Source organism: Glutamicibacter sp. NPDC087673 (assembly GCF_044743255.1).
GTDB lineage: Bacteria > Actinomycetota > Actinomycetes > Actinomycetales > Micrococcaceae > Glutamicibacter.
The window spans coordinates 113,497-136,518 of sequence record NZ_JBIUWB010000007.1 but is presented as its reverse complement, the minus strand read 5'-3'; the positions used below and the strand labels follow the sequence as shown (position 1 = coordinate 136,518).

The 23,022-nt window shown below is 60.5% G+C and carries 23 protein-coding genes, 1 tRNA gene and 2 riboswitches; of the genes, 14 read left to right on the top strand and 10 right to left on the bottom strand.

Annotation, left to right across the window (positions count from 1 at the left end; all coding sequences use genetic code 11):
* Positions 1-25: 25 nt before the first annotated feature.
* Positions 26-1,675: a class I SAM-dependent DNA methyltransferase gene (locus tag ACIOTL_RS16340; RefSeq protein ID WP_400343669.1), complete on the top strand. Its 1,650-nt coding sequence runs from the start codon at positions 26-28 to the stop codon at positions 1,673-1,675.
* On the top strand, positions 1,672-2,604 hold the full coding sequence (locus tag ACIOTL_RS16335) for a hypothetical protein (RefSeq protein WP_105661589.1): 933 nt from the start codon (positions 1,672-1,674) through the stop codon (positions 2,602-2,604). Before ACIOTL_RS16340 ends, ACIOTL_RS16335 begins: the two co-directional genes overlap by 4 nt.
* A gap of 4 nt (positions 2,605-2,608) precedes the next feature.
* Here the strand turns inward: ACIOTL_RS16335 and ACIOTL_RS16330 are convergent, their stop codons facing one another.
* A complete protein-coding gene (locus tag ACIOTL_RS16330; RefSeq protein ID WP_105659116.1) occupies positions 2,609-3,226 on the bottom strand; it encodes a GNAT family N-acetyltransferase in 618 nt (205 codons plus the stop codon).
* A 409-nt stretch (positions 3,227-3,635) separates the two neighbouring features.
* On the opposite strand from ACIOTL_RS16330, the gene ACIOTL_RS16325 reads away from it, so the two are divergent.
* Positions 3,636-3,712 (top strand) — tRNA-Val (locus ACIOTL_RS16325).
* A 56-nt stretch (positions 3,713-3,768) separates the two neighbouring features.
* Here the strand turns inward: ACIOTL_RS16325 and ACIOTL_RS16320 are convergent.
* The gene (locus ACIOTL_RS16320; RefSeq protein WP_400343666.1) at positions 3,769-4,815 is read right to left on the bottom strand and encodes an LLM class flavin-dependent oxidoreductase; all 1,047 of its coding nucleotides are present in this window, start codon (positions 4,813-4,815) and stop codon (positions 3,769-3,771) included.
* Positions 4,816-5,016: 201 nt separating this feature from the next.
* Here ACIOTL_RS16320 and ACIOTL_RS16315 point away from each other — a divergent pair, with 201 nt between their 5' ends.
* Positions 5,017-6,687 carry a threonine/serine exporter ThrE family protein gene (locus ACIOTL_RS16315; protein ID WP_105659118.1) on the top strand — a complete coding sequence of 557 codons (1,671 nt, stop codon included), beginning with the start codon at positions 5,017-5,019 and terminating at the stop codon, positions 6,685-6,687.
* Here ACIOTL_RS16315 and ACIOTL_RS16310 read toward each other — a convergent pair.
* On the bottom strand, positions 6,684-7,457 hold the full coding sequence (locus ACIOTL_RS16310; protein WP_332731160.1) for a uracil-DNA glycosylase: 774 nt from the start codon (positions 7,455-7,457) through the stop codon (positions 6,684-6,686). The genes ACIOTL_RS16315 and ACIOTL_RS16310 overlap by 4 nt on opposite strands.
* 156 nt (positions 7,458-7,613) lie before the next feature.
* On the opposite strand from ACIOTL_RS16310, the gene ACIOTL_RS16305 reads away from it, so the two are divergent.
* The 3 genes from ACIOTL_RS16305 (at position 7,614) to groL (ending at position 10,486) form a co-directional block, all read left to right on the top strand.
* Positions 7,614-7,904: a DUF3263 domain-containing protein gene (locus ACIOTL_RS16305; protein ID WP_105659120.1), complete on the top strand. Its 291-nt coding sequence runs from the start codon at positions 7,614-7,616 to the stop codon at positions 7,902-7,904.
* Positions 7,905-7,946: 42 nt separating this feature from the next.
* Positions 7,947-8,552, top strand: coding sequence for a LytR C-terminal domain-containing protein (locus ACIOTL_RS16300; protein ID WP_105659121.1), 606 nt, complete (start codon positions 7,947-7,949; stop codon positions 8,550-8,552).
* A 296-nt stretch (positions 8,553-8,848) separates the two neighbouring features.
* Positions 8,849-10,486 (top strand): chaperonin GroEL, encoded by a 1,638-nt coding sequence (gene groL, locus ACIOTL_RS16295; protein WP_400343663.1) that lies wholly within the window; start codon positions 8,849-8,851, stop codon positions 10,484-10,486.
* 110 nt (positions 10,487-10,596) lie between these two features.
* Here the strand turns inward: groL and ACIOTL_RS16290 are convergent, their stop codons facing one another.
* The 5 genes from ACIOTL_RS16290 to ACIOTL_RS16270 form a co-directional block, all read right to left on the bottom strand.
* Complete coding sequence (locus ACIOTL_RS16290; protein WP_400343660.1) at positions 10,597-11,487, bottom strand: DUF4031 domain-containing protein; 891 nt, start codon at positions 11,485-11,487, stop codon at positions 10,597-10,599.
* 43 nt (positions 11,488-11,530) lie between these two features.
* Positions 11,531-11,821 carry a WXG100 family type VII secretion target gene (locus tag ACIOTL_RS16285; protein ID WP_038990044.1) on the bottom strand — a complete coding sequence of 97 codons (291 nt, stop codon included), beginning with the start codon at positions 11,819-11,821 and terminating at the stop codon, positions 11,531-11,533.
* 111 nt (positions 11,822-11,932) lie between these two features.
* Complete coding sequence (locus ACIOTL_RS16280; protein ID WP_105659124.1) at positions 11,933-13,471, bottom strand: HAMP domain-containing sensor histidine kinase; 1,539 nt, start codon at positions 13,469-13,471, stop codon at positions 11,933-11,935.
* 52 nt (positions 13,472-13,523) lie between these two features.
* The gene (locus ACIOTL_RS16275; RefSeq protein ID WP_105659125.1) at positions 13,524-14,231 is read right to left on the bottom strand and encodes a response regulator transcription factor; all 708 of its coding nucleotides are present in this window, start codon (positions 14,229-14,231) and stop codon (positions 13,524-13,526) included.
* A 58-nt stretch (positions 14,232-14,289) separates the two neighbouring features.
* The gene (locus tag ACIOTL_RS16270) at positions 14,290-14,508 is read right to left on the bottom strand and encodes a hypothetical protein (protein ID WP_105659126.1); all 219 of its coding nucleotides are present in this window, start codon (positions 14,506-14,508) and stop codon (positions 14,290-14,292) included.
* A gap of 254 nt (positions 14,509-14,762) precedes the next feature.
* Here ACIOTL_RS16270 and ACIOTL_RS16265 point away from each other — a divergent pair, with 254 nt between their 5' ends.
* Together ACIOTL_RS16265 and ACIOTL_RS16260 are read left to right on the top strand one after the other, a co-directional pair.
* Positions 14,763-15,146: a cold-shock protein gene (locus ACIOTL_RS16265; protein WP_038990235.1), complete on the top strand. Its 384-nt coding sequence runs from the start codon at positions 14,763-14,765 to the stop codon at positions 15,144-15,146.
* A 3-nt stretch (positions 15,147-15,149) separates the two neighbouring features.
* A complete protein-coding gene (locus ACIOTL_RS16260; RefSeq protein ID WP_105659127.1) occupies positions 15,150-15,758 on the top strand; it encodes a DUF3027 domain-containing protein in 609 nt (202 codons plus the stop codon).
* 74 nt (positions 15,759-15,832) lie between these two features.
* On the opposite strand, the gene serC is transcribed toward ACIOTL_RS16260, so the two are convergent.
* Positions 15,833-16,954, bottom strand: a complete 1,122-nt coding sequence (gene serC / locus ACIOTL_RS16255; protein ID WP_105659128.1) for a phosphoserine transaminase — start codon at positions 16,952-16,954, stop codon at positions 15,833-15,835.
* 260 nt (positions 16,955-17,214) lie between these two features.
* Between serC and ACIOTL_RS16250 the strand changes: the two genes are divergently transcribed.
* From ACIOTL_RS16250 to ACIOTL_RS16235, 4 genes are all read left to right on the top strand, one after another.
* The gene (locus ACIOTL_RS16250; protein WP_105659129.1) at positions 17,215-17,913 is read left to right on the top strand and encodes a metal-dependent transcriptional regulator; all 699 of its coding nucleotides are present in this window, start codon (positions 17,215-17,217) and stop codon (positions 17,911-17,913) included.
* Between the two features lie 104 nt (positions 17,914-18,017).
* A riboswitch (cyclic di-AMP (ydaO/yuaA leader) is annotated at positions 18,018-18,168 on the top strand.
* Between the two features lie 4 nt (positions 18,169-18,172).
* On the top strand, positions 18,173-19,219 hold the full coding sequence (locus ACIOTL_RS16245; RefSeq protein WP_133833230.1) for a M23 family metallopeptidase: 1,047 nt from the start codon (positions 18,173-18,175) through the stop codon (positions 19,217-19,219).
* Between the two features lie 123 nt (positions 19,220-19,342).
* A riboswitch (cyclic di-AMP (ydaO/yuaA leader) is annotated at positions 19,343-19,513 on the top strand.
* Between the two features lie 3 nt (positions 19,514-19,516).
* Entirely contained in the window at positions 19,517-20,344 is an 828-nt protein-coding gene (locus ACIOTL_RS16240) for a C40 family peptidase (protein ID WP_105661598.1), read from the top strand.
* Positions 20,345-20,533: 189 nt separating this feature from the next.
* Positions 20,534-21,070 (top strand): HNH endonuclease, encoded by a 537-nt coding sequence (locus ACIOTL_RS16235; protein ID WP_400291495.1) that lies wholly within the window; start codon positions 20,534-20,536, stop codon positions 21,068-21,070.
* A 38-nt stretch (positions 21,071-21,108) separates the two neighbouring features.
* On the opposite strand, the gene ACIOTL_RS16230 is transcribed toward ACIOTL_RS16235, so the two are convergent.
* A complete protein-coding gene (locus ACIOTL_RS16230; protein WP_105659133.1) occupies positions 21,109-21,519 on the bottom strand; it encodes an NUDIX domain-containing protein in 411 nt (136 codons plus the stop codon).
* 187 nt (positions 21,520-21,706) lie between these two features.
* On the opposite strand from ACIOTL_RS16230, the gene ACIOTL_RS16225 reads away from it, so the two are divergent.
* Entirely contained in the window at positions 21,707-22,936 is a 1,230-nt protein-coding gene (locus tag ACIOTL_RS16225; RefSeq protein WP_105661599.1) for an ROK family transcriptional regulator, read from the top strand.
* Positions 22,937-23,022 lie beyond the last annotated feature (86 nt).

Sequence of the window (23,022 nt, the reverse complement as noted above, 5' to 3'; positions counted from 1 at the left end):
CTGGCCTACGTGGAAAGATCGATGCGTGTTGAGTAGAGAATTGACAGATCAGGCCACCGCCCGCCATGCGCGCGGAGCCTACTTCACCCCGGAACCCGTTGCCAGCTTCATGGCGCAGTGGGCGCTGGGGGAGCAAGGATCCAAGGTCCTGGAACCCTCCTGCGGTGAAGCGCAATTCCTTGCCGCTGCCCATCCGGTGCTCGCAGATGGCCGAGACCGGGTCGAGCTGGTGGGCCTGGAACTGCACGAACCATCGGTGCAGGCCGCCCGTGAACGGATGAGCGCCGCCGGGATCGACGCGCGCATCGAGCACGCCAACTTCTTCGAGGTCACCGGCTACGCCGAGTACGACGCTGTCATCGGCAACCCTCCCTACGTGCGCTACCAGCTGCACCGCGGGGCTGACCGGCAGCTCTCGCGCGCCGCGGCCAAAGCCTCGGGCGTGGAACTGAATGAACTTGCCAGCATCTGGGCCGCTTTCGTCGTGCATGCCACCAGCTTCCTTGCCGTCGGCGGGCGCCTGGCCCTGGTGCTTCCGGCAGAGCTGATGTTCGTGAACTATGCCGGGCCTGTCCGCCAGATGCTGCTTGAACGCTTCGCCAGCGTGCACCTGGCCGTCTTCGAAGAGCGCTTGTTCGCCGACGCGCAGGAAGAAGTGGTGCTGCTGCTGGCCGAGGGCTTCCGCGAAGGGGCTAGCGGTTCCTTCAACCTGCACCAATTCCGCAATGCGCTGGATCTGCAAGCCCTGGGCGAAGGCACCCGCCACACCCCGGTGCGCATGAACGAGCGCTGGACCGGTTCCCTGGTCGGCCTCGAAGCCCAGGGGATCTTGTCGGCGGCACTGGCCGCCGGCCGGATGGCGCCGCTGCAGTCCTGGGGCGAAACCTCGCTGGGCGCGGTCACCGGCAATAATAAGTGGTTCACCCTCTCGGCCCAGCAGATCCAGGACCTGGGGCTGGCCCGCGAGGACCTGATCCGGATCTCGCCTCCGGGCTCGCGCCACCTGCGCGGGCTGGAATTGAGCGAGGACGGCTGGGAAAAGCTCGCCGAGCACGGGGCAGCTGCCTACATGTTCCGCCCCGGCGCGGAACCCAGCGGTGCTGGTGCGCGCTTTGTGGCCAGCGGTGAACTGCAGAACGTCGACCAGGCCTACAAGTGCAAGGTGCGCTCGCCGTGGTGGCGGGTGCCGGTGCTCTCGGTGCCGGATCTGTTCATGACCTACATGAACGCCGACACCCCGCGGTTGACCGCCAACGAGGCCGCGGTGCACCACATCAACTCGATCCATGGGGTGTACCTCGGCGCCGATGCGCGCGAGCTGGGCCGCGAGCTGCTCCCGGTGGCATCGCTCAATACCCTGACCATGCTCGGAGCCGAAATGGTGGGCCGCTCCTACGGCGGCGGCATCCTGAAGCTGGAACCGCGTGAAGCCGACCAGCTGCCGGTCCCGGCGATCGGCATGGTGCAGCGCTATGCCCGGCAATTGCGTGCCATCAAGCCGGCGGTGCGTGAACTGCTGGTGCAGGGGCGCAAGCAAGAGGCCACCGACCTGGTGGACAGCGTGGTGCTCGAGCAGCTGCTCGGCTTGGAGCCGGATGCGCTGGAGGCGGTCCGCACAGCGCGAATGAATATGCTCGAACGCCGCAAGGCCAGAAGCAAAGCCGTGAGGGGATGAACGTGGCCAATCCTGCGATCGAAAAGACCTTGGCCTTTGCCGAATTCGATACCACCTTGATGTCAGCGGCGAAGGATTCGCCCTGGCTGGGCAACGGCGCGGTAACCGAGGAATTCAACCCGTCCTTCCCGGTGCTCGAACGCCTGCTGAGCATCCCGGTCCGCAACAAGGCGGTCACCCGATCGGGCCGCTTTGCCCAGGGCGTGGACGCATGGCTGGCCCATGAATTGCGCCGTGCCGGATTCGATGCGGATCTGGTGTGGCCGCGTCCCGAGGCGCCCCGGGTCTTGTCCAGCGACATCCTGGAACTGCTGCGCAAGCTGCCGGAGCGGCTGGCCGACGAGGTGCACGAGTCCATCATGGCGGGCAAGGCGGGCAGCATCGACGCGCGCATCCTGGGCCGCGCCTACATGAAGCAAACCGACGTGGTGATGACCCATTGGTCCACCGGTCCCGAGCTGCTGCTCAGCACCAAGGCGATGACCTCATCCTTCGGCAAGAACCTGGCCAACCGCTATGAAGAGGCCTATGGGGATGCGGCTAACCTGCGGGCCCGCTACCCGCTGGCAGCCGTCGGGTTCTTCTTCGTGCAGCGTGCCACGATCCTGGAATCCGAGCCAGCCGCCTTCCGCCGCACCGTGGACATGATCCGCAAGCTGCGCGACTTCGGCGACGGCTTCGGGTACACCGCCACCGGCCTGCTGCTGGTGGATTGGGATGAGAGCGCGGAGCATCCCGAAGTGAAATGCGTCCACGCTCCGGTGCCCGCGGATATTGCCGCGCCGCAGTTCCTCAACGCCATGGTCGATGCGGTCCTGAAGGTCACCCCGATTGACCTGCACGAGGCCGCTCGCGCTCGCCGGGCCGGAGAAGTTGCCCCGCTGCCGGGCCACGGCTCCGTGGACGAACAGCAGGACGCCCTGTTCTAGGCGGTCACATCACCGGCACGGCGGAGGCCGGATCATCGGATCCGAACTGCGCGGCGAATCCCTGGACCGGGGCCGGGCCGGCCATGAGGCTCGGGGCTGGCATCGCACTTTCGGGAAGGTGGATGGCCACGTGGTCCTCGGAGGCCTGCGGCAATTGCGCGGCCCACTGCCATGCGGCCTCGGTGGCCCGGTAGATGAACTTCAGCTGCCCATCGTGCTCGAAGCTGCGCTCGCGCTGCCACAGTTCCGAGCGCTCGTAGAAGGCCCAGGATGCCGGGTTCTGCGAATCGATGACGCTGATCGGAGTTTTGCCCGAACGCAGCGCGTGGGCAAGGCGCAGCGACGTCGCATGCTGGCGGATGCCCAGGCGGCGGTAGTCCGGGCGCACGGCCATGCAACCGAGCTCCACGGCGTTCATCGAAGAAGTCGGGGCAATGATGGAATCATGCACGAGGCCTGCGGCAACCAAGGTGCCCTGGTCGCGCACGGTCACAAGCAGCGAGAGCCGGTCGAACTTCTGGTTCCAACGCTGGTCGACCAGGGGGTAAAGGGTCGCTAATTCGGCGCGCTGGGCCGGCTGAACGCATAGGGATGACAAGGAAAAGTTCAGGTTTTCAAACACTGGGTACGGTCCTAAATTCTAAGAACGAACGAAAGATGAGGCTTTTGCGCGGTGGAAAAATCCACTGCGCGGTTTCGTTGGCCTTGAGGGGACCGATGCCGGCGGCTTCCGGCAACTTCCTTGTAGGGTCCAGTTTGAGCTCGATGAGCTAGAAAAATTATGGAGTCTAAAGTCCCTTTTTGACAAGTGGAAATGGGTACTTTTAGGTGAATCGCAAATAAACTATTCGGCGCTGTTTTTCTGCTCTACTCATTGCCTGAACCGCGACTGTTTGAACCTGCGCTGGAAGCGGCATTTCGGCGTGTTCCGGGGACGGATTCCGGGCGCTGGAACCGGTGGCCGATTTGGAGTGAGGTCCACGGCCCGGTAGGATTGCTTATGCGCTTGGCTTGCAAGTCAGGGCGCAGATGGATCTTTAGCTCAGTTGGTTAGAGCGTTCGCCTCACACGCGAAAGGTCGCTGGTTCGAGTCCAGTAAGATCCACCAAGAACGAAAGCCACCGCAATGCGGTGGCTTTCGCTGTTTCCGGGACAGCCAGGATCCTAGGCGCCAAGCAGCTGGTGCACCATGGGCTTGACCTCTTCTCCGAGCAACTTGATGCTGTTCATCATCGCCTCGTGCGGCAAGGAACCGGCAGAGTACTTGATGTCAACGCGCGACAAGCCCAGCTGCTGGGCCACCTTGGCCATCTTCCGTGCCACAGTTTCCGGGCTGCCGGCCATCATGGCTCCCTCGGGCCCCATGGAAGCCTGCAAGCGCATCTTGCTGGCCGGCGGCCAGCCTCGTTCGGCGCCCAGCCGATTCATGGTGCGCTGGTAATGCGGCCAGAGGGTTTCCAGGGCCTCCTGGTCGGTGGAAGCCACCAAGCCATGGAAGTGCGCCGAGACCGGCAATTCTCCATGGCCGAACTCCTTCAGCGCACGGCGGTAGAGAGTGGCCAAGCCTTCGAAGGCCGAGGGCTGGCCGCCGATAATGGCCAAGCACAACGGCAAGCCATGCCGGGCCGCGCGGGTGACCGACTGCGGGCTGCCACCCACACCCACCCAGGTGGTCAAGGGCTGGTCTTCCAGCAGCGGGTAGATCTGCTGGTTGCGCAAGGCGGCGCGGTGCTTGCCCTGCCATGAAACCGGCGTGCCGTGGCGGAGCTTGGCCAGCAGATGCAGCTTCTCTTCGAACAGGTCCTCGTAGTCTTCAAGATCCAGGCCGAAGAGCGGGAAGGATTCGATGAAGGAGCCCCGGCCTGCGATGATCTCGACTCGCCCGTTGGAGATCGCGTCCAAGGTGGCAAAGTGTTCGTAGACGCGCACCGGGTCGTCGCTGGAGAGCACGGTCACCGCGGTGCCGAGCTTGATGCGCTGGGTAGTGCTGGCCAGGGCGGCCAGAACGATTTCGGGGGAGGAGATGGCATAGTCATCGCGGTGGTGCTCGCCGACGCCGAAGAAATCAAGGCCCGATGCTTCGGCCTGCTGCCCCTCGGCGATGACATTGCGGATCACCTGGGCGTGGCTCAGCGGGTTGCCCTGGTCATCCTCGGTGATGTCGCCGAAGGTCTCGGCTCCGATTTCTGGCAATGGGAACTGCGTATTCATTGGATCCTCCGGATTATATGCAAACACATCTAACTTCTGCATGGTGCAACCAACTGCCGAGCGCCGGTATTCCAGTGGCCGAAAATACCCTTAAATGTGTTCGGCGATACCTCCCGAATTCGCCACGTTCCCGACAACTTTTCATGCACGGGTTGTATGGTGAATCCCATGGGAAAAACTTTGGATGAGGGGGCATGATTCGTGGCGCATCGATCTAGCGAGGAACAGGCCGCCTCGTCGAATGCCGTCGGCGAGGATCCGGCTCCGCTAGCTGGCGTCTTGCCCCGCATTGCCACTAGTGAGATCAACATGGGCTTCCATCCTGCAGAGCCCGCCGAAGAGCCGGCAACGGCATCTGAACTACCGCTCAATACGGCGGTCAGCGCCAACGTGGCGGCTGCCGATGTCTCGGATATCGAGTGGCGCACCGGCCAGGTCCACACCACCGATGAGGGCATTACCCTCATGCCTACCCGCGCCAACCCGGTGGCCCGTCGGCTGCTGGCGAAAATGTGGATCTCGGATACCCCTCCCACCGAGGCGCTGAACATCGTTGAGCGCCTGCAGGGCACCCCCTACGCCAACCCCAAGGTCAATGTGGACCAGGACGCGTCCAACCGGCGCACCATGGAGTTCGCGCTGGATTTGGGCGAGACCTTGATCCGCTACGGCGCAGGCGCCTTGGAAGTGGAAACCAGCGTGATCGCAGTGACCGCGGCACTGGGCTTGAGCCACTTGGATGTGGACATCACCAACCAGTCCCTGCATTTGAACTACAGCCCGCCGGACGCCGAAAGCTACTCGGTGCTGCGTGTGGTCCGCTCCTACACCTCGAACTACGCCGGCATGGTGCTGGTGCACGAACTCGTCTCGGATATCATTGCCGGCGGCGTATCGCGATCCGTTTCAGCGAAGCGGCTGAAGGACATCACGCGGCAGCCCAAGCCGTTCCCGCGCTGGATCGTCGCCTGCGGCCGGGCCGTGTTCGCGGCCGCGTTCGTGCTCTTCATTGGCGGCTCGTGGGCTGGTGCGCTGGTGGCGATGCTGTCCTCGAGCCTCGTGACGCAGATCGGCCGATACGGCTCGCGCTGGAGAGTGCCCGAGTTCTTCACTATCGCGGCCTCGACATTGGTGGTCACCGGCATTGCCTTGCTGGGGCATCAATTCCACGCTCCGCTGGATCCGGCGCTGGTGGTCTCTGGCGGCATCTTGCTGCTGCTTCCGTCGGGCAGATTCGTTTCGGCATTGCAGGATGCCATCAACGGCTTCCCGGTGACAGCGGTAGGCCGGTTGTTCTCGGCCAGCCTGATCTACGGGGCGATCCTCTGCGGAATTGCTACGGCCCTGGTGATCTCGGATCTGCTCGGGGGAGAGAAGGTCGACGTTCACCAGATCGTCCAAACCGACTATCCGGCCTGGCTGCTGGTGGTCTTGGTGGGCGTGGCCATTGTCGCCGGTGCGGTCACCGAGCAGAGCGCGCTGCGCCTGCTGCTGCCTACCGCCGGCATTGCGGTCGGCGGCTACCTGGTGCAGCTGCTGGCCGAAAGCATTGGACTCGGAGACCGGGCCACCCCGGCGCTGGTCGCCACGGTGATCGGTTTCGCCGCGCGGCTGGCAGCGGACAAACTCCGCTCGCCGCAGCTGGTGCTAGCGGCTCCTGCGGTCATGTTCCTGCTTCCGGGCCTGATGATCTTCCGCGCAATGTACGGCATCGTCATCAATGTCAATGACACCGCCACGGGACTGGTGGAGATGTTCAACGCCATGGCGATCATGCTCTCCATCGCTGGCGGCGTCGTCTTCGGCGATACGCTGTGCCGTCCATTGACCTCCAGCGCCCGGCGTGAGCGCCGGCGGATCCGCCGACGCTAGGCTTTCGGCAACGACCAGTCAATCGGCTTCTGTCCGCTGTCCGACAGGAGCCGATTGATGCTTGAGAAGGGCTTGGAGCCGAAGAACCCGCGCGAGGCTGAGAGCGGCGAGGGGTGGGAGCTTTGCAGCTGCACGGCGTTGGACAGGGACTCGGAGAGTTTCTGCGCATGCTTGCCCCAGAGCAAAGCCGCCGGAGGCCGCGGACGGTCATTGAGCGCGGTGAGGATGGCATGCAGAATTGGCGCCCAACCCAGCTTCTGATGCGAGCCGGCATTGCCAGCGGCTACGGAGAGCACCTGGTTCAGCAGCAAGACGCCTTCGGAAAGCCATGGACTGAGGTCTGGATGCGCGACCGGCTCCAGCCCCAGATCGGACTGCAATTCCTTGTAGATATTGGCCAAGGAGCGCGGCAGCGGACGCACCTGCTTGTTGGCCGCGAAGGCCAAACCGTTTGCGTGGCCGGGTGTCGGATATGGGTCTTGGCCAACAATTAGGACCTTGACTTCGGACAATGGCAGGCTCAGTGCGCGGAACATCACCTCCGGTGCCGGCAGGATCTGTTCACCGGCCGCCGAACGGGCCGCCAAATCGGTGGCCAGGGAACGCAGCAGCGAGTCCTGCTCGCAGAGTGCCGGTACCCAGTCTGCAGCGATAAACCCGTGGTCGGCCATGGATTGGGCACCATGGTAGAACGGGAAATCAGCCGCTTCGTACACTGGTGTCCGAGCTGGCTGGGGTGCATCGAAAAGTGCTGGCTGCAAATCGTCCATAGGGGTAATTGTGCCGTTTTTCTGGCGTGCCTGTGCTCGGCCACACGGTGTTAGGCAAGCAGATTGGTTAGAATATCGGTGGTATGTCTACCGATGGTGGATTACATGCAAAACCGAAACCTGAGAAAACTGGTCCAAGGACAGAGGTGAGAACGTATGGCTGAGAATGAATTGCTGGTGGATTTCGTCATGAACCCGGATTCGGAATTGGACGAGCGTTCGCAACAGATCCTCAACCTGGAAAAGTTGTGGTGGAAGTATGCCGGGGCCAAGGAACAAGCCATTACCAAGCAGTTTTCGATGTCGCCGACGAATTATTACCAGCTGCTGAACCAGCTGATTGAAACCGACGCGGCACTGGCCTACGACCCGATGTTGGTCAAGCGCCTGCGCAGAGCACGTTCCACAAAACGTCGCGTGGGCGGTAAGGTCGGCACGGGACGATAACCCTGCCTGCCGTGACCAATCAGACCTCGAGCAAGGACAAGAATGACCAACTACCCGCGTGACGAATTTGATCGCGTTCCGGAGTTCAGCACCCGTGTGGGTTCGCACCACGCCCACGGATGGGCGCAGTCCGCCGCGTCGAAGTCAACCGGTGGGAAATTGCGCTGGGTAGTGCTGACCGCTGTACTCGTGCTGGTGATCGGTGCCTTGTCCTTCATCTTCGGCCCTCAGCTCAAGGAGACCCTCGCGACTTCCACGGGAAGCGACACCTCGCAAACCCAGGAAGTCACCGCCGAGCCCTCCGTGGAACCCACACCTAGTGAATCCGCATCGCCAACGAGCACCATCGATGACGAAGACGTGCTCTACGGCCAGCTGATTGGCGTGTACAACGCGGCAAGTGTTGCCGGTCTGGCTAATGAAGGCGAAGACGCCATGGCCGAAGCCGGGTTCACCAGCATTGTGGCCGACAACTGGACCAGGCCCGCAGAAGTCTCCACGGTTTATTACATGTCCGAGTCCTACCGCACTACCGCTGAAAAAGCTGCAGAAATCCTGAATATCGACGAAGTTCTGCAGACCAGCAACATTCCGAACCGGGTCACCGTGGTTCTGGGCTCCGATGACACCCTGGGGCTAAACGAATAATTCGTTCAAAATTCCATTCGCTCAGAGCCGATCGGCTTGCACTCGCCATGCGAGAGTGCCAATATTTGTATTAGCACTCATGCGTTGCGACTGCTAACGCCGGTCGGCTTTTGCGTTCTCCAAGAACTCCATGAAGCACCGGACAGCGGATGCAGGGCGTGGGCGTGGAAAATACCTCAGATAGCGAGAGCTGGAACGGTTGCTGGCCCGATGCCGCACCGGTCCACTCGTCCGTCGCGGGCGCTGTCTGTCGGTTGCATTTTCGCAAAATCGTCCCGAAAGGACCGTACGCCACAATGGCTAAGATGATTGCATTTGACGAGGAAGCACGCCGCGGACTTGAGCGCGGCCTGAACACCCTTGCTGACGCGGTGAAGGTCACCCTGGGCCCACGCGGCCGCAACGTTGTTCTGGAAAAGAAGTGGGGCGCTCCTACTATCACCAACGACGGCGTGTCCATCGCTAAGGAAATCGACCTCGAAGAGCCTTACGAGAAGATCGGCGCAGAGCTGGTCAAGGAAGTTGCCAAGAAGACCGACGACGTCGCTGGCGACGGTACCACCACCGCAACCGTGCTGGCACAGGCACTGGTCAAGGAAGGCCTGCGCAACGTTGCCGCAGGTGCTGACCCAATCGCACTGCGCCGCGGTATCGACAAGGCCGTAGAAGCTGTTACCGCTGAACTGTTCGCCGCTGCGAAGAAGGTCGAGTCCAAGGATCAGATCGCTGCTACCGCTTCGATCTCTGCTGGCGATCCGGAAATCGGCGCACTGATCGCTGAAGCTCTCGACAAGGTCGGCGAGCAGGGCGTTATCACCGTTGAAGAATCCAACACCTTCGGCCTGGAGCTGGAGCTGGCAGAGGGCATGCGCTTCGACAAGGGCTACATCTCCGCTTACTTCGTCACCGACGCTGAGCGCCAGGAAACCGTTCTCGAGGACCCTTACGTCCTCATCGTGAACTCGAAGATCTCCTCGGTCAAGGACATGGTGACCTTGCTGGAGAAGGTCATGCAGTCGAACAAGTCGCTGCTGATCATCGCCGAAGATGTCGAGGGCGAAGCCCTGGCTACCCTGATCCTGAACAAGATCCGCGGCCTGTTCAAGTCCGTTGCTGTCAAGGCTCCGGGCTTCGGCGACCGTCGCAAGGCCATGCTGACCGACATCGCTATCCTCACCGGCGGCCAGGTTGTTTCCGAGGAAATCGGCCTGTCCCTGGATAACGTAGGCCTGGAAGTCCTCGGTACCGCCCGCAAGGTCGTTATCACCAAGGACGAGACCACCATCGTTGAAGGTGGCGGCGAAGCCGACGCCATCGAGGGACGCAAGGCCCAGATCGCAGCCGAGATCAAGAACACCGACTCGGACTACGACCGCGAGAAGCTGCAGGAGCGCCACGCAAAGCTCTCCGGCGGTGTCGCTGTGCTGAAGGCCGGCGCTGCTACCGAGGTCGAGCTCAAGGAGCGCAAGCACCGCATCGAAGATGCCGTGCGTAACGCCAAGGCAGCTGTTGAAGAAGGCATCGTCGCCGGTGGTGGCGTTGCACTGATCCAGGCTGGCGCTGCAGCATTCGAGAAGCTGGTTCTGGAAGGCGACGAAGCGACCGGTGCGAACATCGTTCGCGTTGGCATCGAAGCCCCACTGAAGCAGATTGCACTGAACGCTGGCATGGAGCCAGGCGTTGTCGCTGACAAGGTCAAGGGCCTGCCTGCAGGCCACGGCCTGAACGCTGCAACCGGCGAATACGTGAACCTGCTCGAAGCTGGTGTCAACGACCCCGTGAAGGTGACCCGTTCGGCACTGCAGAACGCAGCATCGATCGCTGGCCTGTTCCTGACCACCGAGGCTGTTGTCGCAGAAAAGCCAGCTCCTGCTGGCTCTGCCCCAGCCGGTGGCGACGACATGGGCGGCATGGGCGGAATGGGCGGCTTCTAAGCTTCCCGCATGCACCAAGCACGCACTAAGCACGCAGTAATCGCGCCGATGGCCCGGATCCTTTCGAAGAATCCGGGCCATCGGCCGTTTAACGTGGGACAAGCGTTGCACTACAGCCAGCTGTGCAACAGCTCCAGCTCGGCGCCCAAATTATTCCGCGCGCGCTGCTCCCAGCGCCGGGATCCGGCTTCGGTGCCGTAGATCAGTTCTTTCTCCAACAGGCCGCTGAGGATCTTGCTGCGCCCGGAAGCAAGCACATGGCGGGGAAGATGCCCGTACTCCTTGTAGATCGCCTCGGCGTAGCGCTGGTAGGCCGGAGCGGGGCGGGCCAGGACCTCCAGATCGGCATCGCAGAGGATATGGCCCAGGCGATCGGTTTCTGCCGGGGCATGCTTGGCGGTGAGCATGACCAGCCCGCTGACCTTCGAGACGGCACCAGGGGAGAGGACTCCCCACAGCCGTTCACGGGCCAAGGTGGCCGACTTGAACTCGTCCTCGCTGGTTCCAGCGTAGACGGCGTCGTGGAACCACGCAGCGAGTTGGAGCAGCATGAGCTCTTCGGGATCGGCCTGGCCTTCAGCCAGCCAGTCGATGGCTTCGAGCACCGAGAGCAGATGCACCCGGTCGTGGTAGTGGCGATGGCTCTCGGACCAATAGCCTAACAGCTCGGTTCCGAGCTGAGGCTCGGTGGGCAAGGTGCGGGACCAACGCCGGGTGAGGACGGTGCCCAGCTTCTCCGGACGGTATTTGGCTGGTATCCGAATCCCGGACTTGACCAGTGCGCGGACCAGTTCGGATCCGGAGACTTCAAGGGCGCCAGCTGCCACGAGCCGATCGTAGCGTTCGCGAGGCACATCGTAGTGATCCCGGTCGAAAGCGCGGCGGGAGATTTCTTGCTGCCCGGCGAACTCATGGAGTTCAGCCAATGAAGTATCCGACACCAAGTGGGCAAAGAGCGTGCCGTGGGCAGGCCAGCGCGGCGGGTCGATCAGAATGCTCATAAGGCTAAGCCTACTGATCAACCGGCCGTCGCGTCTGCGGTTTTCAGTAACGGAACAGCGAGGTGTTGACCTGCTCGACCTCTTCGTACTGCATGGAGGCATGGTTCAAGGCCGTGGCAATGCTGCTCAGCGCCTCTTCGATCTGCACATGGGTTGAGCGCCATTCGGCCACGATCGACTGGAAGGAGGCCGCGGCGGAACCCTGCCAGGTGCTTTGCAACTGGTCCAAGTTCATTTGCATGGTCGAGACCTCATTGCGTAGCCGGTCAATGGTGTTCATGACGGCCTGGGATTTAACCTGCATCTCGCCGGTGTTGGTGGAGAACGTACTCACTGGAATCGTCCTTTCTGGAATGAGCGGTTTGATCACTGATGCACTCACCTTAGAAACACCACACCCCGTGCCGGGCAAAACCGGCACGGGGTGTGGAGAAAGCCATCGGCGCTAGTCTTCCGTATCGTCGACTTCCGGTGCTTTCGGTTCGCGCAGCGGCACGTAGGGCATGGAGATGGACATCGTGGCGCCACCGCCAGGGGTATCTGCCAACGCCACCGAACCTCCGTGCTGCTGGACGATGGCCGCAACAATGGCCAAGCCCAGGCCGGAACCGCCGGTCTCGCGTTGGCGCGAGCTATCGGAGCGGTAGAAGCGTTCAAAAATGCGCTTGGAATCCTCGGCCGGGATGCCCGGGCCGTGGTCGCGGATTTCAACGACGGCGTCCAGCGTTCCAGCCACCAATGAACGCACGCCGACGGCAATTTCCAAGGGGGAACCTTCCGGGGTGTAGCGCAGCGCGTTGGTGAGCAGGTTGGCGATGATCTGCCGGATGCGGGCATCATCACCGACGGTGCTCGCTGGGCTGGGGCGTTCGGACACGAGCCCCACAAGTTTGACGGTACGGTCCGGTGCACGGACCTTGGTGTCTTCCACCGCGTCCTGGCCCAGGACCAGCAAATCCACTGGCTGCTTTTCCATGGGGCGTTGCTCGTCCAGGCGGGCGAGCATCAAGAGGTCCTCAACCAGGCGGGCCATGCGCTTGGATTCGCTTTCGATGCGGCCCATCGCCGAGTCCATGGCCTCCGGATCCGCCAGCCCGCCGTAGCGGTAGAACTCCGAGTAGCCCTGGATGGTGACCAGCGGGGTACGCAGCTCATGCGAGGCGTCCTGGATGAAACGGCGCATCTTCTGCTCGGAAGCCTCGCGGTCGTTGAACGCTTTTTCAATTTGGGCCAGCATGGCGTTGAGCGAGCGCGAGAGCCTGCCCACTTCGGTCTCAGCGGGATAGTCCTTCACGCGCTGGGACAGATCGCCATCGGCGATCATCGACGCAGTGCGCTCCACATTGATCAGCGGCTTGAGCGAACGCCCGGTGAGCCCGTAGGCGATCATCGACATCAGCAGGGCCGCAAGCGTGCCGGTGGAGAGCACCAGCACCGCAGTTTGGCTGACGGTACGGTTCACATTATCCAGCGGCATGGACAAGAACAGGTTCAGCTCGCTGCTCTTCAACGGGATCATCACCGTACGCCAACCAGCGGAGGTGGGGAAGGCGCCGGGGACCGTGGCAGGGGAGTTCGGGTGGGCTGCCAGCTGCTGGATCTGTTCCATATTAAGCAGCGGCAGGTCCGTGCCGTTGGAAGGACCGACCCGCGAACGCGGCATCACGTAGACGATCTCGCCGTCCTGGTCGCGAATGTCAGCGTAGGCGCTGCTGAGCCCGAGCAGCGTGGCATCGACATCCAAGGCGTCGTGGCTGCCGTTGTCCTCGTTCAAGGAGTAGAGGTAGGCCTTGTTGAGCCCGTAGGCCATCGTCGACTTGGACACGTTCAGCTGCTTGTCGATCTGGCTGGTCATCGCGATCCTCAGCGTATGCGCTGAACCGATAGCGGTAGCGAAGATCGCGACGATCATCAGTCCAAACATGACCGCGACCAGTTTGGTCCGCAACGAGGTGCGACGCCACTGGGCTCGAAATGACTTCATATGCTGACTTTACAAGGCCTTCAATTATTGGCGCGGACCGTTACGTGTGCCGTTAGCGGCGGTCTGGGGTGCGCATCAGGTAGCCCACGCCGCGCTTGGTCTGGATCAGTGCAGGCCATTCCGGGCGGTCGACCTTGCGACGCAGGTAGGAAATGTAGGATTCCACGATCGAGGCATCGCCGTTGAAGTCGTATTCCCAGACATGGTCCAAGATCTGCGACTTGGACAGTACGCGGTTCGGGTTCATCATCAGGTAGCGCAGCAGCTTGAACTCGGTGGGGGACAGGTCAATGATCTCCCCGGCACGGCGCACCTCGTGGGCGTCGTCATCCAGCTCAAGGTCGGCCACGATGATGGTCGCGTTCTCGTCCTCGCCATTGGCGGTACGGCGCAGGACGGCACGGATGCGGGCGACGACTTCATCCAGGCTGAATGGCTTGGTGACGTAGTCGTCGCCGCCGACGGTCAAGCCGGTGACCTTGTCGCTGGTGTCGTCGCGCGCGGTCAGGAACAGCACCGGGAAGTGGCGGCCAGCGGCGCGCAGTTTACGGGTGATGGTGAAACCGTCCATGTCCGGAAGCATGACGTCCAGGACGGCCAGGTCCGGTTCTTCGGCTTCAACGGCTGCGAGGGCTTCGCGTCCGTTGGCAGCAGCGACAACTTCGAAGCCTGCAAAGCGCAGGGAAGTGGAGAGCAGTTCGCGGATATTCGGCTCGTCATCGACAACGAGAAGTTTTGCCTCAGCAGTTTTTGGACTCATGGATTACAGTGTGCCGAAGAAGTCTGGGAGTCCGCTGAGTGAATGCTGAAGCGAGTGGCTAGCTTTTTCGGCGCCTGGCGACGTTTCCGAAGACCACGATGGCGGCCAGAATGAATGCCGTTGGCAAGCCCAAGCGCGCAAAGAGCATCAGCAGCGGCGGGATGGCGATCTCCTGGAAGTAGAAGACGAGGGTTCCGACCAGCGCCAAGGCGGAAAGGATGGCGATGATGATCGCCAATCGGGAAAGTGCAGTCATGGTTTTGGATGAATCGCTCACGCTACCAAGTTTAGCCCCGGAGCCATGGGCGACAGGCGGAATGCGAAGATTGCCGGGCAAAGATGAATTCACCGCACGAGAGATGACATAATCTTAGATAAAGGACTTGAAGCGATCCAGCAGATTGAGCACCCGGCAAGAAGCAGAGAAGAATTCCGGCAGTGGCTCCGCCGGATCGCACATATGAATATGCATGGCGCTGAGCAGGCCTCGGCCATGCAGCTTAGCTACAAGAACGAACGAGGTAAATGATCATGCCTAGCGGCAAGGTTAAGTGGTACGAAAAGGCCAAGGGCTTCGGCTTCATCACCGCCGAAGATGGCAAAGAGATCTACGTCAATGCCGCGGCATTGCCCGAAGGCGTGCATGACCTGCGCCCCGGAACCCGCCTGGAATTCGGCGTTGCCGAAGGCCGCCGCGGTCCACAGGCACTGAGCCTGCGCTTGCTCGAAGCCGCTCCATCGGTCGCACGCGCCAAGCGCAAGAAGCCCGAAGACGAGGCAGTGCTGATCGAAGATCTTATTAAGCTGCTCGACAACGTTTCCAATAGCTTGCGCAATGGGCGTTATCCTGAACAGGCATATGGCAAGAAGGTTGCTACCGTACTTCGTGCGGTAGCCGACGATCTGGACGCATAAATAATGGCCCGTAAACCCAAGTTGGACACCATCCTCGCCGAGGCAGTGGATACTGCTCGCGGCGCGCTCGCAGAAATTGCCGGTGCGTCAGAAATCGGCGAACACCTAGGCGTCACGGCGGAAGGTGAGCGACTTGTCACCCATCGTTTTGTCTCCCATAAGTCGGGATATCAAGGATGGACCTGGTTCGCCACGCTTGCGCGGGTCTCACGGGCAAAATCCAAGGACCTGACGGTTTGCGAAGTAGGCATTATTGCAGGGGAGCAGTCATTGCTCGCTCCGGCATGGGTGCCATGGGCCGACCGCCTGGCAAAGGAAGAGATTGAAGCGGCCAAGGCCGCCGAAGCCGCAGAGGACTTGGCCGGGACCGGCGGGGAAGCCGACGGTCCTGAAGCCACGGAGCCAGCGAAGGAGCCGGATCCATCGGATCCAGGCGCCGAGGCTCAGGATCCGCAGGCCGAAGTCGAAGCGGACGGCGCCGAAAATGACGATGACGCTGTGCAGCAGCATAAGTCGCCGGCACGTCGCCAGGTACGGCGCCGTCGCACGGCGCAGCGCACCGCAGCCCGTCGCCGGGCAGCGCAGCGTAATCGCACGCGCAAGGAAAACTAGGCAATAGCGGCAAAGACCTTCGCACAACGATGATGAATCGTTGTGCGAAGGTCTTTGGCTTTAATCGAGGGTTCTTAGAGCTGCTCGATCACGTAGTCGATGCACTTGAGCAGTGCTTCGACGTCGCTTGGCTCGATCGCAACGAAGGTGGCGATCCGCAGCTGGTTGCGGCCCAGCTTGCGGTATGGTTCCACGTCGACAACGCCGTTAGCGCGCAGTGCCTTGGCAATTGCCGAGGCATCGACCGAGTCATCGAAGTCAATGGTGGAGATGACGTTCGAGCGGTGCGCTGGGTCGGCCACATAAGGGGAAGCGATTTCGGAAGCCTCGGCCCAAGCCCGGATCATCCCTGCGGACTGTGCCGTGCGCGCTGCCGCCCACTTCAGGCCGCCGTTGGCATTGATCCACTTGATCTGCGCATCCAGGCCCACAAGAGTGGTCAGCGATGGCGTGTTGTAGGTCTGGTTCTTCAAGGAGTTATCCAGCGCGGTCGCCAGGTTCAAGAAGTCGGGGATCCAGCGGTCGGTTGCTGCAATTTCCTCGATGCGGGCAATCGCGGCGGGAGAAACGAAGGCCAGCCACAGGCCGCCGTCGGAAGCGAAGTTCTTCTGCGGAGCGAAGTAGTACACGTCGGTCTCGGACAGATCCACGTCCAGGCCTCCGGCGGCGCTGGTGGCGTCAATGACTACCAGTGCATCGTCGTTGGCGCCAGCAACGCGCTTGATCGGCGCCGCGGCACCGGTTGAGGTCTCATTGTGCGGCCACGCGTAGAGGTCTACGCCGGCTTCGGCTACGGGTTCAGGTACGGTGCCCGGCTCGCCGACAATGATGGAGGAAGGTTCCAGGAATGGAGCCTTGTCGGTGGCTTTGGCGAACTTCGAGCCGAATTCGCCGAAGGACAGGTGCTGCGCCTTGGAACGGACCAGGCTGAATGCAGCGGCATCCCAGAACGCGGTGGATCCACCCACGCCGAGAAGAACTTCGTAACCCTCTGGTGCGCTGAACATTTCCTTCAGGCCGTCCTGAACCGAAGCTACGAGGTTCTTGACCGGAGCCTGGCGGTGGGAGGTGCCCAGCAGTTCGGCGCCGGCATCGACGATGGCCTGGATCTGTTCTGCGCGAACCTTGGAAGGTCCTGCACCGAATCGACCATCGGCGGGCAGAAGGTTTTCTGGAATGTTGATATCCGTGCTCATCGCGCTCCTCTTGTAGCGATAGATTGAAGTGCCATAACGGCCACCATTACCCATGGTTTGGAATATTGACAGATAGCCTTGGCGTTTCAATAGATATCTTCGCAAATAGCGGGGTGTCGTGAGAAAAGCGCGTCGGTCGGTTACGCCGAGGGCTTGGCGGGTTACAGGGCTTTCTGCAGCTCCGACCAAGTAGAGTGGGATATCGACGCCACGTAAATTTCGAGCGAACTTAATTGTTGTGACTTCCAGGAGCGACTGCCGTGTCTGATCTTATCGATACAACCGAGATGTATCTGCGTACCATTCTTGAGCTTCAAGAAGAGGAAATCGTGGCATTGCGCGCCCGAATTGCAGAGCGTCTTGGCCACTCGGGCCCAACCGTGTCGCAGACGGTTGCTCGCATGGAACGAGACGGCCTGGTTATCGTATCGACCGATCGCCACCTTGCTTTGACCGAAAAAGGTCACGAGCTGGCTACGGGCGTGATGCGCAAGCACCGCTTGGCGGAGCGCCTGTTGTCGGACATCATCGGGTTGGACTGGGAGTACGTGCACGATGAAGCGTGCCGCTGGGAACACGTGATGAGCGAACGCGTCGAGCGTCGGCTCTTTGATCTTCTGGGCAAGCCAACAGTGTCGCCCTACGGCAACCCAATTCCGGGCCTGGAAGTCCTCGGTGGCCCCAATGTGGGCGAAATCTCACATGAAGTAGAGAACTTGGATGATGCCCTGCTGTCCGGAAACATCGGCCCGGTGGCAATTGAGCGCCTGGCCGAACCTATCCAAACGGACCCAATCCTGCTCGGACAACTGAACGAAGGTGGAATCCGCCCAGGTGCGATTGTCACCTTGGAGCGCGCCGACGACTACGTTGTAGTGCGCGTGGACGGCATCGAAGGCGCCCTGGAGCTGCCGGTCGAGGTCAGCGCACACGTATTTGTAAAGTCTCAGAAAAGATAACGAAATTGTAACTTTCGGCGTTGACAGGTAGCGTTAAGCCTTGGAGCTAGCGATCTAGTTAGCTCTATCCATTTTTGGTGCGACCGCCTAGTGTTGCCCTGCGCCAGAAACGGTCACCAAATCTTGAGGGCAATAACGGGGGACCCACTTTCCGGCGTGCAAACGCCTTGGGGTGAAGTTCTGCGACAAGCAGGCCGGCTGATTCTCAATAGCCGAACCCGACAGCTAACTTCGTAGGCGCAACAGTGAGAGGAATGTTTTGGTAGAAACCAAGACTGCGGGACGTCGCCGCGCTGCCGGCGTCGAAGTAGATGTGATTGCAGAAGTCACCGCTTCGACTGCTGAGCGTAACGGCGGGCGCCGAGCAGCACGTGCTGCTGCCACCGTCCCGATGATTGCACCGGTCAAGCCGGTACATGAAGATTTCGTTGGTCGACGATTCGACTCCATGCAGCGCTACGGTGTTGCTCCTAACCAGACCCTGCTGGCTGGCAAGGATACCGCGAGCAACGTCGTTGCATTGCCAGGAGCTGTTCAAGCCCCTGCCAGCAAGCCTGCCCCGATCGAAGCAGCAGGCAATGTCGAGTTCATTTCGAGCCTCAAGTCCAAGGTTCAGAAACCCACCCACCGTGGATTCGCCCACAAGGTGGCAGCCGTAGCCGCCGTTTCGGGTTTGGCGCTTGCCGCCGTAACTCCACAGCTCTCCGGCAGCGCGGAGGAGAACAAGGCCGTTGAGGTCGCAGCTCAGCGCACCGCCACTTCCGCAGTTGTAGATGTAACTGCACCAACCGGCAATGCGGAACTGTCCGTGGAGCGTGCCGCTTTGACCTCCGAGCTGAACACCGAAGTTGCCAAGGAAGAGAAGTTCGCCGAGATCATGACCGCTTCGGGCGGTAGCGTCACGGCCATCAAGGACACCTCGGGATTGCTCGGCGCACCGGTCACCACGAAGCGCATCACCTCCACGTTCGGGCACCGCAAGAATCCAACCGGTCCAGGTTTCATGATCCACAGCGGCACCGACTACGGTGTGCCAAGCGGTACCAAGGTCTACGCGGCAGCTGACGGTGTTGTGACTGTCTCGGGTTGGGCTGGGCACTCCGGTAACCGCATCACCCTTGACCACGGCAACGGCCTGGAGACCGGTTACAGCCACAACAGCCAGCTGGTTGTGAAGGTTGGCCAGAAAGTTAAGCGCGGTGACGTTGTTGCGTTGGCCGGCAGCACTGGCAACTCAACCGGTCCTCACGTGCACTTCGAAGTGATCGTTGACGGTCAGTTCAAAGACCCAGCAGGTTGGTTATAACGACGTTCGTCACCATTCCGTGATCAAAACGTGACATTTCAAAAAACTTCCTATAGTCTTGTATGCGTGCCATGGGGATCCCTGGGCATCATTGCGTGAGAACCGAGCACTGCCAACACGCAATGAGTAGTTATACACAACTCGTACGGCAGTGGCGGGGGAACCAATATCGGGTCGTTAGTTTTGGCTAACAACCCTAGGGGTGAAGTGGATAGAGAAGGCAACTTCGAATCCACCGAGGTAACTCCACTTCGAACCCGACAGCTTACCTCGTAGGTATCAAGGAGAGGCAATATTTTGACCAAGAGTCATGCACGCGGACGTCGCCGCGCCGACGTTCCACGCACCAACTCGCTACAGGCGATTTCGCAGGCCGTAGCATCCAACGCTGGCTCGGTAGGCCGCCAGGCCGCCGTTGTAGCTGCAGCATCCGGCTTGATCGTCACTCTGGGCGTGCCTGGCCAGGCAACTGCACCACGTGACGTTTCTGCATCGCCTGTTGACACCATCAATCCAGAGCGTGTTGCAGTCAAGGCAGTAAAGGTAGCTGCTGACAAGAAGGCTGATGTCGCAATCGAGCGCGCCAGCTTCACCGCTGAAGAGAAGCCAGAGCCTGTTGTCATTGCAGTTTCGAATGACATCACCCCAACTACCCGCAGCAGCAACTCGGGTAACTCTGATTCGATGGCCCCGATGACTCGTCAGAGCCGTTCGGGTGGACAGGAATCGGCTCCGCAGCAGAAGGCTCAGCCAAAGGCTGAAACTCCTGTTCAGACCTCCAACCTTTCCGGCATCGCAGGCACCGCTGCCAAGTACGTGGGCGTTCCATACGTATGGGGTGGCAACGGTCCAAGCGGCTGGGATTGCTCCGGCTTCGTCAAGTACGTCTACGCGCAGCACGGCATCAACATTGCTCGAGGCACCTCGGCCATCCTCGGATCCGGCCAGTTCGTCCGCACCAGCAACCCTAAGCCAGGCGACTTGGTATTCCAGAACGGTGGCGGCCACGTCGGCATCTACCTGGGCGGCGGCCAGATGATCGGCGCGCAGAACCCAACCGTGGACACCATGATCCACTCGGTTTCGCGCAACCCGCTGTACGGCTACTACACCCTAGCTGGCTAAGCTTCAAAGCTTTTCATAGGCCATCGGATGAGAAAGACATCCGATGGCCTATGTTCGTTTAACCAGTTGAACTCCGGGCATCAGAACGATGAAAAGAAGACAATTTCTTGGTTAGGTACCCACCAATAATCCGAAGCATCGCATAGGCTAGCGCTTAGAGACACTCCGAGCAGAACGCGAGCTCCATCAATGCCAGATGGTGGCCATCGGTTCATGAAGGTAGTACGAGCAATGCGAACTTTGGTATTAAACGCAGGATACGAACCACTAGCAGTTGTGACGTTCCGTCGAGCACTAGTGCTAGTCATGACCGAAAAAGCGAGCATCGTTCTCCAAGATGATCTCGCCCCCATCCGCAGTTCTCATGGAGATCTACCTCGGCCAACTGTCATCGTTCTGAAACGCTATGTACGACGCCCCTACAGGGACATGCAACATGTCACTCGTAGGGGCGTTCTGCGTAGAGACGCTTTTACCTGCGCGTATTGCGGCAAAGCTGCCAATACGATTGACCACGTGATTCCCCGCAGCAGGGGAGGTCAGAACACCTGGGAGAACCTCGTGGCCGCTTGCCTGCTATGCAATAGCCGCAAAGCGGACAAGATGCTCTCGCAACTGGGCTGGCAACTGCGTATTACACCTCATCGTCCACGCGTTGCTGGCCATCTGGTTTCGGGACTGCAGCACGTTGATGCGGCATGGGACGAATACTTGCACGCAAGCTAGCCGCTGGCCTGATGCTGCTGGGAGGAACCCAGCGGCGCCTATTTCTTGCTGCGTTCAATGGCTAGCGGCAGGACGCGGTCGCGAAGCAACGGAGCTAGATCGTCGCGTTCCAGGGCCACCTGCGGGTCGATCCACAGCAGCTCCTCCAATTCCGCTAACGGGACGAGTTCGCCATCGAAGGCTGCGCTGTATAAAGAGGCGCGGATCATCGTCTCCGCCTCGTTGGCAGCCGGTCCGATCCATTCGCCGTCGTATTGCAGCTCGTCAGCGGTGAAGCTGAGGCCCAATTCTTCACGAATTTCTCGAATGATAGTTTGTAACGCTGTTTCCCCGGCTTCGGGTTTGCCGCCAGGTTGCATGAACTTCGTCGTTCCACGCTTGCGAACCAGGAGAATTTCTCCTTGGTTGTTGATTAAACACGCCGCTGAGATCGTCAAATTTTTCTTCACTAAAACACAATATCGCGTGTTTACAGGAGTTAGAGATGGTAACGTGCTTAATTGGATCTCCAACGGTTTTAGTTCTAGTTCACCATGGTTACTTTACTCGCAGTATCTAACCGAAGTATTGATGACTACCGAAAACGTTGGAATTGAAAGATCGATCCATCAACTTTACAGATCTATGGAGCAATAAATGCGACGGGGTACAAATCTAGGACGCTTGGGAGACTTCAACCAAGCCGTAATTCTTGAGTCAATTCGACGGGCACCAGAGGGAATTAGCCGCGTTGAACTGGCCGGTTCGACTGGTCTGTCGCCACAGACCATTTCCAACGTTGTCCGCCGCTTGCTGGATGACGGAATCGTCCGAGAAGACCGCACGATCGTCTCCGGACCAGGCAAGCCTCGCACCGTTCTGGAGCTCGAAGGCAACCGTCTCGTTTCCATTGGCATCCACCTAGACCCCAGCGTGCTGACCTTCGTCGCAATGAACCTGCGCGGCGAGGTCCTGCGCGAACGCCGCATCGAAGTTCCCAACCTCGAAGTAGCTACCGAAACTGTCCAGCTCATGGCAACTACCGTTAAGGAACTCATTGCCGAGATCCGCGTGCCGAAGAAGCACATCGTCGGTGTCGGCATTGCTGTTCCGGGTCCAGTAAACGTCGAAGAAGGAGTGGTGCTGAACCCGCCACTGCTCGATGGCTGGGCAGATGTTGAACTGGTGAACCCGCTGCGCAAGCTCTTGCGCCTGCAGGTCATCATCGAAAAGGACACCATCGCTTCAGCAGTTGGCGAACTGTGGCAGTCCAAGGAAGAGAAGAACAACGACTTCGTCTTCATTTACTGCGGTCACGGCTTCGGCGCTGGCCTTGTATTCAACGGCGATGTCCACCACGGTGCAAGCAACAACGCTGGCGAAATCGGCCACTACTCAACCGGTTACAAATCTGTGGCCTGCGAACAATGCGGTGCGGAGGATTGCCTCGCTTCCGGCACCTCCTACGAATTCATCGCCGCGCAGGCCAAGGAACGCGGGCTGGAACTGCCAAGCTACGAAATCGTTGGCCCGGAACAGCGGGCTGCCGGAATGAACCGCCTCTACGAGCTGGCTCACGAAGGAAACAAGGTCGCCAAGGAACTGGTCACCGAAGCCATGATCAAGGTTGGCGAAGTTGCCGGCCAGCTTGCCAACTCGCTGGACGTTCGCGAAGTCGTCTTCGGCGGTCCACAGTGGGAAAAGGTATCCGAACTGGTCGACGATCAAGTCCGCGACGCCATTGGCCGCCGCTTCGCCCTGCGCGGAGTGCATGAAATCGAAACCCGCACCTCCGAGCTCGGCTCCAACGTCGGCGCCATCGGTGGCGCTTGCGTGGTCATGGACGCTTCGCTGTCGCCAAAGGCGACCGCATTGCTGCTGCGTTAATCGAGACTCATACTAAGCACTGCGGGTACGTTCCAGATGGAACGTACCCGCAGTGCTTAACGCCGTAGTAACGACAAGAGCCTTGT